General features: G+C 65.2%; 14 protein-coding genes. 9 read left to right on the plus strand and 5 right to left on the minus strand.

Going from position 1 to position 13,258, the window contains the following annotated elements; genetic code table 11:
* Position 1: 1 nt before the first annotated feature.
* The 9 genes from WNB94_RS07895 to WNB94_RS07935 are packed head-to-tail and all read left to right on the plus strand — an operon-like array spanning position 2 to position 8,552.
* Positions 2-367 carry a response regulator gene (locus WNB94_RS07895; RefSeq protein WP_341389517.1) on the plus strand — a complete coding sequence of 122 codons (366 nt, stop codon included), beginning with the start codon at positions 2-4 and terminating at the stop codon, positions 365-367.
* A gap of 14 nt (positions 368-381) precedes the next feature.
* Complete coding sequence (locus WNB94_RS07900) at positions 382-747, plus strand: response regulator (RefSeq protein WP_341389518.1); 366 nt, start codon at positions 382-384, stop codon at positions 745-747.
* A gap of 4 nt (positions 748-751) precedes the next feature.
* A complete protein-coding gene (locus tag WNB94_RS07905; protein ID WP_341389519.1) occupies positions 752-1,042 on the plus strand; it encodes an STAS domain-containing protein in 291 nt (96 codons plus the stop codon).
* Positions 1,043-1,057: 15 nt separating this feature from the next.
* Positions 1,058-3,277: a chemotaxis protein CheA gene (locus WNB94_RS07910; protein ID WP_341389521.1), complete on the plus strand. Its 2,220-nt coding sequence runs from the start codon at positions 1,058-1,060 to the stop codon at positions 3,275-3,277.
* Positions 3,278-3,292: 15 nt separating this feature from the next.
* Entirely contained in the window at positions 3,293-5,569 is a 2,277-nt protein-coding gene (locus tag WNB94_RS07915; RefSeq protein WP_341389522.1) for a methyl-accepting chemotaxis protein, read from the plus strand.
* 26 nt (positions 5,570-5,595) lie between these two features.
* The gene (locus tag WNB94_RS07920) at positions 5,596-6,138 is read left to right on the plus strand and encodes a chemotaxis protein CheW (RefSeq protein WP_341389523.1); all 543 of its coding nucleotides are present in this window, start codon (positions 5,596-5,598) and stop codon (positions 6,136-6,138) included.
* The gene (locus WNB94_RS07925) at positions 6,126-6,941 is read left to right on the plus strand and encodes a CheR family methyltransferase (protein ID WP_341389524.1); all 816 of its coding nucleotides are present in this window, start codon (positions 6,126-6,128) and stop codon (positions 6,939-6,941) included. Before WNB94_RS07920 ends, WNB94_RS07925 begins: the two co-directional genes overlap by 13 nt.
* Before the next feature lie 37 nt (positions 6,942-6,978).
* Positions 6,979-7,479 carry a chemotaxis protein CheD gene (locus WNB94_RS07930; RefSeq protein WP_341389526.1) on the plus strand — a complete coding sequence of 167 codons (501 nt, stop codon included), beginning with the start codon at positions 6,979-6,981 and terminating at the stop codon, positions 7,477-7,479.
* Entirely contained in the window at positions 7,452-8,552 is a 1,101-nt protein-coding gene (locus tag WNB94_RS07935) for a protein-glutamate methylesterase/protein-glutamine glutaminase (protein WP_341389527.1), read from the plus strand. Before WNB94_RS07930 ends, WNB94_RS07935 begins: the two co-directional genes overlap by 28 nt.
* Positions 8,553-8,560: 8 nt before the next feature.
* On the opposite strand, the gene WNB94_RS07940 is transcribed toward WNB94_RS07935, so the two are convergent.
* The 5 genes from WNB94_RS07940 to WNB94_RS07960 all read right to left on the minus strand — a co-directional run bounded on the left by WNB94_RS07940 (position 8,561) and on the right by WNB94_RS07960 (position 13,241).
* Positions 8,561-10,075: a putative bifunctional diguanylate cyclase/phosphodiesterase gene (locus WNB94_RS07940; protein ID WP_341389528.1), complete on the minus strand. Its 1,515-nt coding sequence runs from the start codon at positions 10,073-10,075 to the stop codon at positions 8,561-8,563.
* Between the two features lie 37 nt (positions 10,076-10,112).
* Positions 10,113-10,388, minus strand: coding sequence for a BTH_I0359 family protein (locus tag WNB94_RS07945; RefSeq protein WP_341389530.1), 276 nt, complete (start codon positions 10,386-10,388; stop codon positions 10,113-10,115).
* Positions 10,389-10,547: 159 nt separating this feature from the next.
* Complete coding sequence (locus WNB94_RS07950; protein WP_341389532.1) at positions 10,548-11,327, minus strand: SDR family NAD(P)-dependent oxidoreductase; 780 nt, start codon at positions 11,325-11,327, stop codon at positions 10,548-10,550.
* A gap of 28 nt (positions 11,328-11,355) precedes the next feature.
* The gene (locus tag WNB94_RS07955) at positions 11,356-11,877 is read right to left on the minus strand and encodes a DUF3833 domain-containing protein (protein WP_341389984.1); all 522 of its coding nucleotides are present in this window, start codon (positions 11,875-11,877) and stop codon (positions 11,356-11,358) included.
* A 116-nt stretch (positions 11,878-11,993) separates the two neighbouring features.
* Positions 11,994-13,241, minus strand: coding sequence for an MFS transporter (locus WNB94_RS07960; protein ID WP_341389533.1), 1,248 nt, complete (start codon positions 13,239-13,241; stop codon positions 11,994-11,996).
* Between the last annotated feature and the right edge of the window lie 17 nt (positions 13,242-13,258).

The raw sequence follows: 13,258 nt of genomic DNA on the forward strand, positions 1-13,258 counted from the left end.
CATGAGCAAAACGATCCTTGTCGTCGACGACTCCGGCAGCTTCAGAACCGTGGTGAAGCTGGCCTTGCAGAAGGCGGGCTACACGGTGGTCGAGGCAGGCGACGGGCTGGAAGCCCTCAAACGCGTCTCGGAACACAAGGTGAACCTGGTCGTATGCGACGTGAACATGCCCAACATGGACGGCATCACGTTCGTGAAAGAGCTCAAGCAGTCGGCGGCACACAAGTTCCTGCCCGTGATCATGCTGACCACCGAAGCGCAGGAGTCGAAAAAGGCTGAAGGGAAAGCCGCTGGTGCGAGGGCCTGGATCACCAAACCCTTCCAGCCGTCTCAGTTGGTGGACGCGGTCAATCGGCTGTGTGTTTGACAGGAGGATTCACCATGAACAAAACGGTGATGCTGGTCGACGACTCTCCCACAGTGCGCCAGGTGATGAGGTTCGCCTTCGAGCACGCGCACTATGCCGTGATCGAGGCCAGCGATGGGCAGGAAGCCTTGGGCGCGCTGGATGGCCAGAAGGTGTCGGCCATCGTCTGCGACATCGCCATGCCGACCATGGATGGGCTGTCGTTCGTCAAGGCACTGCGGGAGAAGCGTGACTACCGGTTCACCCCGGTGGTGATGTTGACCACGGAATCGCGGCCGCAGCGCAAGCAGGAAGCCAAAGAATGCGGGGCTACCGCGTGGGCCACCAAACCCTGTCCGCCCTCCGAACTGGTGGACCTGGTCAACCGACTGACGGTGTAAGACCATGAACACATCCTGCCACATTGATGTCGGCCCGGAGTTGAACATCGTGCACGCGTCAGAGCTTCGCCTTCACTGGCTTGAACACATTCAGCCGCTCCATGACGCCGTGACGCTGAACCTCTCGGCCGTTCAGGAGATGGACTCTGCCGGGCTGCAACTGCTGCTGTCTCTGGACAAGTGCCTGCAGCACGAGGGCAAGCACCTGCAACTGCAGCAGCCCAGTCGAGTGGTTCGGGACGTGCTGGAGATCTTCGGCCTCGGCGAGCACTTTGCCATCACCGCCCCCCACTGACACCCGGAGCCCCCGATGCAAGTCAACGACGAAGATGCCGAGATCATTGCCGCAGCACGTGAGGGCTTCATGGAAGAGGCGAGCGACATGCTGCGCCAGTTCGAACAGGCCCTGCTGACCTTGGAGAACACGCCAGACGACACCGAGATGCTCAACGCAGCCTTTCGGGCGGCGCACACCATCAAGGGCACGGCTGGCCTCTTCGGCTTCACCCATGTGGTGAGCTTCACCCATGGCGTGGAGAGCGTCATGGACGACCTGCGGAGCGGTAGCCTGCCATTGAGCGCGGATTTGTTTGCCGTGTTGCTGGCCTGCCGCGACCAGATGGAAAAGCTCATGGACGAAGTGGTGAGCGGGCAGGCCAGCGACGCGGTGGCCGAGCGAGGGCGGGAGCTGACCGAAGCGCTCCTGCGTCTGCGTGGCCAGGCCCTGCCGGAGGCCCCTGGCGCCAGCGACGCTTCGCCTGCGGCCCCACCAGCGGAGTTGTTGCCCACCTCGCCAAGCACATGCTGGCACATCACCCTGCGCTTCGGCCCGGACGCCCTGCGCAATGGCCTTGATCCTCTGGCCTTCATCCGCTACCTGCGCAATCTGGGGGATCTGCAGGCGGTGCACACCTGGACAGATCCGGTGCCTGAACTGGCCCACCTCGACCCCGAATCCTGCCACCTGGGTTTTGACATCGCCTTGGCGACCGAGCGCGGTCATGACGACATTGCGGCGGTGTTCGAGTTTGCCGAAGACGACTGCGACATCCACATCCTGGCGCCAGACACCGAACGCCAGGTCTACCTGACGCTGGGCGATCAGCTGGGCCTGCACGATGAAGGACTGCAGCGCTGGCTGCAGGTCCTGGACCAACAAGGTTGTGCCGTCCACGAGCGCCACGAGCACCCCGCCGACGAAGCGGCTGAGTTGTCGGCAGCATCCATCGACCCGGTGCCGGTGGCTGAAGACGTCCTGGAGCCGCTGCCAGTTGAACGCCGCACGCCCGTGGCCGACCGCCGTGTGAACGACCAAGGGCGGCGCGCCGGTGATGCCAAATTCATCCGCGTGCGCGCCGACAAGCTCGACAAACTCATCGACCTCATCGGCGAGCTGGTGATCGCCAGCTCGGGGGCTCAACTGGCGGCGCACCAGGAGCGATCGCCCCTGGTGACAGAGGCCACACAACGGATACATGACCTGGTACAGGAAGCACGCGATGGTGCACTGGGCCTGCGCATGGTGCCGATCGGCGAGACCTTCTCCCGCTTCCAGCGGGTGGTGCGCGATGTATCGAAGAACCTGGGCAAGGACGTGGACCTGCAGATCACCGGGGCCGATACCGAGCTGGACAAAAGCATGGTGGAAACGATCGCCGACCCGCTCATGCACCTGGTTCGCAACAGCCTGGACCACGGCATCGAATCGGCCAGCGAACGACTGGAGCAAGGCAAGAGCGCCAAAGGTCAGTTGGCGCTGCACGCATACCATGAGTCAGGCACCATCGTCATTGAAGTCAGCGACGATGGCCGTGGCCTGAACCGTGAACGCATATTGACGAAAGCCATTGAGCGTGGTCTGGTCAGTCCTGAGCAAACCCTGAGCGATGCCGAGGTGCACCAGCTCATCTGCCATCCCGGTTTTTCAACGGCCGAGCAAGTCACGGACATTTCAGGCCGTGGGGTGGGCATGGACGTGGTCAAGCGCAACATCGAGGCCTTGCGCGGACAGATGTTGTTGGCCAGCGAAGCGGGCCGAGGCACGACCACCCAGATCCGACTGCCATTGACGCTGGCCATCATCGATGGCTTTTTGTGCGAGGTGGGCGATGTCCACTATGTGGTACCTCTGGAGATGGTGGTCGAGTGCATCGAAACCCCATCAGAGTACCGCCGCGCACCCGAGGCATCCACGGGCTACTTTGACTTGCGGGGCGAGACGCTGCCCTACCTGGACCTGGCGCGGCACTTTGGCGTCAAACCTCAGGCCAACAGCCGACGCAGCTTGCTGCTGGTTCGCGCCGGCATCGGCACGATCGGCCTCATCGTGGACAAGCTGGCCGGCGAGCACCAGACCGTCATCAAACCCCTTGGCGCCATGTTCAGCCAGGTCAGAGGTCTGGCCGGCTCCACCATTCTGGGCAGCGGTGACGTGGCCCTCATTCTCGATGTTCCCGCACTGGTCAACCAGTGCGTTCACCAAAGCCACCTGGTGCGCTCACACGCAGATGGCACCCACCATCGCCACTGATTTCAGGAGCTTTTCATGCTTGCACAACTGTTCGGACAGCAAGACCGCCAGGGTCGGGAAGAAATCAACCAGGCGGCCGCAGAACTCGGCCGCGTGCTGGAGGCTGCTGCTCAGGGCGACCTGAGTCAACGCGTCACCATGAACCGGCTGACGGGCCTGGACCCCAACCTCGGGCGCCACCTCAACAAGCTGCTGGATCAGATCTCCGCACTGGACCGAGAGGTGCAGCGTGTCAACACACAACACGCCATCGGTGACATCGATGATGAAGTCCAGACCGAGCAGCTCGATGGCGACTTCAAGGCGCTGGGACAACGGGTCAACGAACTCGTCAATGCCCACATCAGTGTGAAGAAGCGCGCCCTGGCCGTGTTCGACGAGTTCGGGCGCGGCAATTTCGACGCCAAGATCGAGCAACTGCCAGGCAAGAAGGCCTTCATCAATCAGATCATCGAGAGTGTGCGTGGCAACCTCACTGGCCTGATCTCCGAGATGAATCACATGGCGCAGGAGCACGAGGCTGGAGACATCGACGTGCGCATACAGGTCGATCGCTTTCAAGGTGCATTTGCCACCATGGCCGAGGGCGTCAATGAGATGGTCGCTGCCCACATCCGGGTGAAGAAGCGCGCCTTGGCGGTCATCGATGAACTGGGGCGTGGTCACTTTGATGCCGAGATCGAACAACTGCCAGGCAAGAAGGCATTCATCAACGAGACCGTCGAGCGGGTGCGTGCACTGTTCAAGCACATCGACGCCCAACGTCAAGAGGCCATCCGTGTTCGGCAGGCGCTGGACGAGGTCAGCGCCAGCGTGATGATTGCCGATGCCGATGGCGTGATCCGCTACTGCAACAAGAGCGTCAACACCATGCTCAGGATCGCAGAGGCTGATCTGCGCAAGGCCTTGCCCAACTTCTCGGCGGACAAGGTGATCGGGCACAGCTTCGATGAGTTCCACCGTAACCCGGCCCACCAGCGCAACCTGCTGGGCATGATCAAAGGTACGCACCGCAGCGAGATCAAGGTGGGTGGACGAACCTTCACCCTGACGGCCGCGCCCGTGCATGACGAGCATGGCCAGCGCTCGGGCACCGTGGTGGAGTGGCTGGACCGAACCGCAGAGGTGAGCGTGGTGGACGAAGTGTCCGGGATCGTACTGGGCGCAGCCCAAGGGCAGTTTGACGCCCGTGTCTCACTGGATGGCAAGACCGGCTTCTTCATGACGCTGGCCGAGGGTATCAACAAGTTGCTGACGGTGACCGAGGACAACCTCACCCAGGTCAGTGCGGTGCTCAGCGACGTGGCCCAAGGCAACCTGACGCGGCAGATCAGCGGCGATTACGGCGGCATCTTTGGTCAGCTTCAGGCCGATGTCAACAAGATGATCGACCAACTGGTCATGACCATCAGCGACGTCAACTCGGCCGCGCAGCAGTTGAGCTCGGCGGCGGGCCAGGTCTCGATGACCTCACAGTCCTTGTCACAAGCCGCATCGGCTCAGGCGGCGGCGGTGGAGGAAACCACCGCTTCACTGCAAGAGATGGCCGCCTCCATTCGGCAGAACTCCGACTCCGCCAGCATCACCGATGGCATGGCCACGAAGGCCGCCAAGGAGGCGGTGGACGGGGGCGTTGCGGTCTCCAACACCGTGGAGGCCATGAAGCAGATCGCCACCAAGATCTCCATCATCGACGACATCGCCTACCAGACCAATCTGCTGGCCCTGAACGCGGCGATCGAGGCCGCTCGAGCCGGTGAGCATGGCAAGGGCTTTGCTGTCGTGGCCGCCGAGGTGCGCAAGCTGGCCGAACGCAGCCAGGTGGCCGCACAAGAGATCGGCGAGTTGGCGGGCTCCAGCGTGAAGATGGCCGAACACGCTGGCCAGTTGCTGACACAGATGGTGCCGTCCATCAACAAGACGAGCGAGCTGGTTCAGGAAATCTCAGCGGCGTCTGGCGAGCAGGCCGGCAGCGTCAACCAGATCACCAACGCCATGGGCCACCTCAACAGCAACACACAGCAGAACGCATCGGCATCAGAAGAGCTATCGGCCACCGCCGAAGAAATGTCTGCACAGGCGGGCCAGTTGCAGGAGATGATGCACTTCTTCCAGATCGGCCGTGCGGAGGCCTCTGAGTCAGCGCCCTCAAGGAGTCGACACAAGTCCACGGCCGGGCGCCCCGGCGCGGGCCGCTCTTCGCCCTTGATGCACACGCCGTCCAGGTCACTGGATGGTGATGGCGGCAACGGCGGTGCATCAGTCGATGAAAGCAGTTTCGGCCGCTTCTGATGGACAAACGGCCAGAGGAGTTCCACATGACAGTCGTCGAACCAGCCACCAGTCCCGGCGCATCGGTGACGCACACCGAAGACCGCCGCCAGATGCTGCGCTTCACCCTGTGTGAAGCCTTGTACGCCATGCCCATCGAGCCCATACGAGAGATTCTGCAAGTGGGCCGCATGACCAAGGTGCCCATGATGCCGGCGTTCGTCAAAGGCGTGATGAACCTGCGCGGCGCCGTGGTGCCGGTGCTGGACCTGGGCGCACGGCTGGGCTTGCACGGCACCGCCATCGGGCGCCGGACCTGCATCGTGATCGTGGAGTCGCCACTGAACGACGGCAGCATGCAGCGTCACGGCGTGCTGGTGGACGCTGTTCACGAGGTGCTGGAGGTCGATCCGTCACAGATCAATGCGGTTCCTGCGTTGGGCAGCCGTGTGGCACCCCACTTCATTTCTGGCGTGGTGCGCGTGAAAAGCCAAAGCGTTGAACTGCTGGACGTTGGTCGGGTGTTTGACGACCAGGAACTCGGCCAGCTCATTGCTTCTCCCACCGAGCCGACGCTGTGGTTACACTGACCGAACAAGGCCTGTCGCGTCGCAGTTTCGACGCGGTGGTGAAGTACTTCGAGACGCAGTCCGGCATCCGCCTGGGGCCTGACAAGCATGCGCTGGTGCAAGGCCGCGTTCAGAAGCTGGCCCACGAACGCGGCGAACGCGATCTGGACAATTTTGTGAACCGCGTGCTGGCCGGCGCCGACTCGGGTGCCCTGACCCAACTGGTGGACAGGCTCACCACGAACGAGACCTACTTCTTCCGAGAATCGGAGCACTTCCAGTTTCTGGCGCAGCTCGTCACGCAGCCTTTGACGGGCGGGTCCTTCCGCGCGTGGAGTGCGGCCAGCTCCTCCGGTGAAGAGGCCTACAGCATTGCCATGGTGCTGGCTGATCGTCTGGGGCTCACTCGGCCCTGGGAGGTGGTCGGCACCGACTTGTCGACCGAGGTGGTTCACAAGGCGAGCCGTGCGCTCTACCCGATCTCGCGCGCCAAAGACATCCCCGATTACTACCGACAACGGTATTGCCTGAAGGGACATGGGCCCCATGCCAATCACATGCTGGTGGCCAGAACGCTGCGCGAGCGCACGCGCTTCATGACGGCCAACCTGCTGGAGCCGTTGCCGGACATCGGTGTGTTTGACGTGATCTTCTTGCGCAACATGCTGATCTACTTCGACGTCGCAACCAAGCGCGACATCGTTCAGCGGGTGGTGAGGGCCCTCAAGCCTGGCGGGTACCTTCTGCCTGGCCACTCCGAGTCCCTGGCCAACCTTGATCTGCCGCTCAAGCCGGTTCGCACCGCGGTTTACCAGCATGCCTGATACGCGCTCAACCCCACGTCAGGCGCCGCAAGAGATCATGCTCATGCCAGGCGAGCTGTTCTTTGGCGAACGGGTTTCTGACCTGCACACCCTGCTGGGCTCATGTGTGGCAGTGACATGGTGGCACGCCAAACGTCGCATCGGCGGGATGTGCCATTACCTGCTGCCTTGCCGACAGCGTGCGCCCGGTCAGCCCCGCGATGGCAAGTTCGGCGATGAGGCCATCGGCATGATGTTCGATGCCACACGGCGCGCAGGCACGCGACCCGAAGAATATGAGGTCCATCTCTACGGCGGCGCCGACACCATGCCCGACCTGGAGCGCTCCATGCGTTATGTGGGTGAGCGCAACATCGAGATGGGTTTCAATCTGCTGGACGAACTGGGCTTCAGCCTGACGGGCGTGGACGTCGGCGAATCGGTTCCACGCACCGTGCACCTCAATTTGCTGACAGGCGAGGTGCGCATGAAACGAGGCCAGCCGGCACGCAGCGATGACAGGAGAAGCTCATGCCCACCCCCATCAAGGTTGCGCTGATCGATGATTCCGCCGTGGTCCGCAAGCACCTTGCAGACCTCTTGACCAAAGCGGGCATGGACATCATCTTCACCGCGCAGGATCCATTGTTTGCCTGGCCCAAGATGCAGGCACAGTGGCCTGACGTGGTGGTGCTGGATGTCGAGATGCCACGCATGGACGGCATATCGTTCCTCAAGCAGATCATGTCGCACCGGTTGACGCCGGTGGTGATGTGCTCGACGCTGACCGAGGTGGGCTGCGAAACCACCTTGCAGGCACTGGAGGCTGGGGCGGTGGGCTTTGTGACCAAGCCCAAGGCCGGGCTCAAGGACTTTCTGGACGACAGCGGTAACGGACTGGTGGATGCGGTTCGTGCCGCAGCCCGGGCCAACCTCAGCGCCCTGCCTCGCAGGGCCACGCCCATGCCGACGCCAACGCCAGGCGGCCTCAAGAGCCCCACCGCTGCGCCCTTCGTCATGCCGCCGGTGCCCGGTTCGCCGGGCGCCATGGCCCAGACCACCGATCGCCTGATCGCCATGGGCCTGTCCACGGGCGGCGTACAAACCATGGAAGCCATTCTGACGGCCTTGCCTCGAACCACTGCGGGCATCGTGATCGTGCAGCACATGCCAGAGGCCTTCACGGCCTCCCTGGCCCAGCGGCTCAATCACCTGTGCGACATGGAGGTCATGGAGGCGCGGGACGGAGATCGCATCATGACTGGACGGGTGCTGATCGCGCCAGGAGGCAAGCACCTCCGCGTAGAACGGCAAGGCGCGCAGTACCGCACCCGGGTGACCGACGGCCCATTGGTCAAGCGCCACCGTCCTTCGGTGGACGTGATGTTGAAGTCGGTGGCCCAAGCCGCAGGGCGAAATGCCATGGGCCTCTTGCTCACCGGCATGGGCGACGACGGCGCGCACGGTCTGCTGGAGATGTTCCAGGCGGGGGCAGAAACGATCGCCCAGGATGAAGCCAGCAGCGTGGTGTGGGGCATGCCAGCGGAAGCCATCAAGCTCGGTGCGGCACGCCATGTGCTGCCGCTGTCGGCCATGGCCGCGCGGATCTGCCGGTTTTCAGCCGGAAGCTGAGTCGCCGCTCAGGTCGCCAATCCCTGGCTGCTGTGCCAGGACGGCAGGGCCTCCGGGCCCATGGGCGCGGCCAGGCGATAGCCTTGCAGCTCGTCGCACCCCAGGCGGCGCATGAGGTCTTGTTGTGCTTCGGTTTCAACGCCCTCGGCCACCACACGCAGGTCCAGGGCATGCGCCAGTTGCACCAGGCCCTTGACGATGGCCTGGGCATCGGTGTCCACCTCGGCATCCTGCACGTGCCGCTGGTCGATCTTCACTTCCACCACCGGCAGGTAGCGCAACTGGGGCACGCTGCCCTGGGCCGACCCGAAGTCGTCGATGGACAGCCGCACGCCCAGGGCATGCAGGCGCTCGAAGACGCGTGTGGTCAGCCGGGGATCGGCCATGGCGTCTCCCTCGGCCACCTCGATGATGAGGTGTTCGGCCGAGAGCCGGTGCGTTTGCAGCGCGTCTTGCAGCTGCACCAGCAGGTCGGCCTGCCGCATTTGCTGGCGCGACAGGTTGACGGCCATGCTGATGTGCAGCCCCTGGTCGTGCCATGCCCGCAATTGCCGACAAGACTCGTGCAACACCCACTGGCTCAAGGGGGCGAGCAGGCCATAACGCTCGGCCAGCGACATGAAATCCTTGGGGCGCAACAGCCCGCGCAGCGGGTGCTGCCAGCGCAGCAAGGCCTCCACGCCCGTGAGGTGCCCGCCCTGGGCGGTCACCTTGGGCTGGTAGTGCAGCACCAGGCCAGGCTCGGAGGGCTTGAGCGCCTGACGCAACTGGGCATGCAGTTCAGCCTCGGTGTCGGGGTCGGCCTGCAGGTTCTGTTCAAAAAAACAATGCACGTTGCCACCGGCGCGCTTGGCCGACAACAAGGCGGTGTCGGCATGGGCCAGCAAGCGGGCCTTGGGGCCGTGCTCGGGGTGCATCACGATGCCGATGGAACAACTCAGGTGCAGCTCGGCGGTGTCGATCAGGAAAGGCCGCCGCACGGCCTGTCGCACGCGGTCGGCCACCAGGGCGGCGGCGCTGGCGTCGGGGTCGCCATCGAGCAGCATCAGAAACTGGTCGCCCGCCAGACGGGCCAGGGCGTCGGTGGTGCGCCCCATGCCCTGCAGGCGGCGGGCCACCTCGCGCAGCACCGCGTCGCCCACCACCTGGCCGTGCTGCGCCACGATGCCTCGAAAGCCGTCGATGTCGATGCACAGCAGAGCCAACTGGCGGCCTCGCAGCTCGGCGCGGCTGCTGGCCGCCGACAGCCGGTCTTCGAGCGTCAGGCGGCTCATCAAGCCAGTGAGGGGGTCACTGAGGGCGGCAGCGCCGGCGGGTGGCTCGGGCCGTGCCGGTGGTGTGGGGGCATGCTTTGCGGGCTGGGCCGTTGCGCCCGCGTCGGCGGTGCGCAGCGGTGGCGGCGACCGGCCCTTGGAGCGCGCGGCCAGCCAGGCGCGCCAGGCCGACATGAGGCCCGCCACGCCCAGCAAGGCCAGCGGCAGCCACCATTGGCTCAGCACATCGGGGCTCACCCAGTTGCCCATGAGTACGTGTCAGCAGGTGCTTGGCGCGGTGGCGGGTTCAATGCATCACGACCGGCTGGTTGGCCATGCTGGCGAACTTCTCCAGGTACGCGTCGAACTCTTCCACGCTGGGCGAGTTTTCAATCAGCTCTTCCACGCCGAGCTTGAAAGACTCGGCCAGGGCGCCCTCGATGAAGACTTCCTTGCGGGCGAATTTGTCCACGATCTCGTAGCCGCCCCGGGTGAGGGCCGGCGGATCGGGCATCGTCCAGTCCGGCGTGGGCAGATCGATCTGGACCACGGCGTAACTGTCCGAGTTGTACAGCATGTGCATCTTGTGTCTCCAGGCGTGAGGTGGGTCTGATCAACCAGATGGGGATGAACGCCACACCCTCAAGACCATCATGACTCAAGCATCGGACGCGTCACTCCCCGACTTGAGTGCCAGCGTCGCGGCATTCCCACGGCGCGTGCGGAATGCACGCGGGCGGGCTCACCCACCGGTCACGCGCCGCACGGCCGGGAAGTACCAGCGGTGCGGCAGGTGCCGCAAGAACTTCAACCACAATGTGAAACGCCAGGGGAAGTGAATTTCAAACCGCCCGGACTGCCACCCCGCGACGATGGCCCGTGCCGCCTGCTCGGGGGTGAGCAGCGCGGGCATGGTGAAATCGTTTTGCGCCGTCATGGGGGTTTGCACAAAGCCGGGGTTGATGACGGACACGCCGATGCCCTGGGGCTGCAGGTCCAGGTACAGCACCTCGGCCATGTTGTTCAAGGCCGCCTTGGTGGGGCCATAGGCCAGCGCCTTGGGCAGCCCTCTGAAGCCGGCCACGCTGGCCACCAGGCTGAGGTGGCCATGTCCCTGGCGGCGCAAGGTGGGCAGCACCGCGGCCAGCACATGCCAGGCACCGCCCACATTGATGCGCTCATGGCGCAAGGCCTCGTCAAGGTCGAAGGTCTCAACCCGCATGGGCTGGTAATACCCCGCGCAGTACATGACCAGGTCGAGCCCGCCGGCGCGCGCCTGTCGCATCACCTGGGCGTGGGCGGCGGCCACCGCCTCGCGGTCGGTCACGTCCAGCGGCACGGCGACGCTGCCGGGGTGATCGCGCACGAACTCTTGCAAGGCGGCCTCATTGCGGGCCGACACGAACACCTGCGCACCGAGCCGATGCAGGTGGCTGGCCGTGGCCCGCCCGATCCCGGTGGAGGCGCCCACCACCCAGGCCGTGCGGTCGGCCCAGTCCTGCAGCCGAGGGTTCAACGACATCTTGTGGTCTCCTGCGTGGCGCCGGGGTTCATGGGCGGCTGAAGGTCAGCAAGACCTCGCCAAGGGTGAAGCCGAACTTGCTCATGACGGCGCGGTTGAGCATGACCCGCTCGTCCATGAGGTACATCCAGTCGTCAAACTGCACCTCGTAGACACGACCGTCCACCGGCAGCTTGAGCGTGTAGCGCCAGTTCAGGGCGTTGCCCGCCGACTGCCCCACGGCCTCGCCGGCCACGTCGGCTGCGGTGCCCGACCAGCGGCCATTGCCCAGGTCCTTGAGCGTCCACACGCGCCGCTCGGTGCTGCCGTCGCTGTAAAAGAAGTCTTCTTCCAGCACGCCCGTGTCGCCGTTCCAGGTGCCCACCATCTTGACCGTGAAGCGCTTGACCACCCGGCCCGAGCGGTCGATGAACACGCCATGCGCGGTCAGCGGACCATTGAAGTAGCTGCGCAGGTCCAGCCGGGGCTGCTCCTGCGCGTAGTCGGCCGGCACGGGGGGGCTGGCGCAGCCCGACAGCCCGGTCAGGGTGCTCAGGGCCAGCACCACCATCCACCAGCGCAGCCGGCCCAGACCCGACCACCCCACCAGGCCGGCCGACTGGGCCCGCACCACGTGACGTCGCAACTCGTTCATGCCAACTCTCCTTATCGTGTTGATGCCGGGGCTCAGGCCAGGGCATGGTGATGCCGCCAGCGCCAGCAGGCGCTCAGGGCGGCCAGTTTGAACACGCAGGGCAACACGCCATACGCCAGGGTGAGCGCCTGCAAGGCGTCGGGCTCTCGGGCGCCCGGGCTGTAGCCCAGCCACTGCAGCGCGGGCAAGGCCAGGCCGGCGGCCAGCGCCAGGTTGAGTTTGGTGGCCCAGTGCCACCAGCCTGCGTAGGCTCCTTCGGCCTGGCCTTGGTGCCCGGCACGCTGCACCACGCCGGTGAGCAGCGTGCCAGGGGCCGTCAGGTCGGCGCCCAGGGCCCAACCGCTGGCCAGGCAGACCAGGCCAAAGCCGGCCACGTCACCCGGCCCCAGGGCCAGCACCCCGACGAAGGCCAGCACGCTCAGGCCCATGCCCAGCGCCCAGGCCCGCATGGGCCCCAGCCGGCCAATGCAGCGCACCCACCAGGGCACACTCAAGGCCCCCACCAGAAAGTAGCCCCCCAGAAAGGCCGGGGCATAGGCGGTGGCCTGCAAGCCGTCCTGGATGAAAAACAGCACCAGGGTGGCCGGGATGGCGCTGGCGATGCCGTTGAGCAAAAAAACCGCCATCAGCCGCCGAAAACCCGCCCCGCGCCAGGGCAAGCGCAGGTCGGCGGCCAGGGGGGATGCCGGCGCACCGACAGGGCGAACGCCTGCCTGAGGCCCACGCACCAGGGCCCACCACCCCAGCAACAAGGTGAGCGCCAGCACCGCCGCCGTCCAGCCGGCGCCCGCCTGCACGGCCAGCACGTTGGCGCTCACCACGCCCACCAGGCCGAAGCCTTCACGCCAGGCCACCAGCCGCGCCCGCTGCCCCTGCTCCCCCCCCAGGCGCGTGCCCCAGGCCAGGTGCATCACCGTGGCCAGGCTGTAGGCCACGAAGGTGAACATGATCGCGGCGGCGGCCCACCACACCAAGGCGGTCTGGCCCTGCACCAGCGGAAAGAACACGGCGACAAAGCCCAGCACCAGTGCCGCCGCGGCCACCGCCATCCAGCCCCGCCCGCGACCGGCGGCCAGCAGTTGGTCCACCCATCGGCCCAGCCAGGGGTCGATGAAGGCATCGGCCAGGCGGGTCAGCAGCAGCACCAGCCCCAGCAGGCCCAGTGGCACCCCCAAGGTCTGGCCGTAATGCGCGGGCAGCACCACGTACAGCGGGATGGCGGCGAACGCCAGAGGCAGGCCGATGAGGCCGTAGCGGGCGCTGGCGTGGTGGCTGAGCATGGTGTGCAGACCGGCGT

This window comes from Aquabacterium sp. A3, from assembly GCF_038069945.1.
Taxonomy (GTDB): Bacteria; Pseudomonadota; Gammaproteobacteria; order Burkholderiales; family Burkholderiaceae_C; genus Aquabacterium.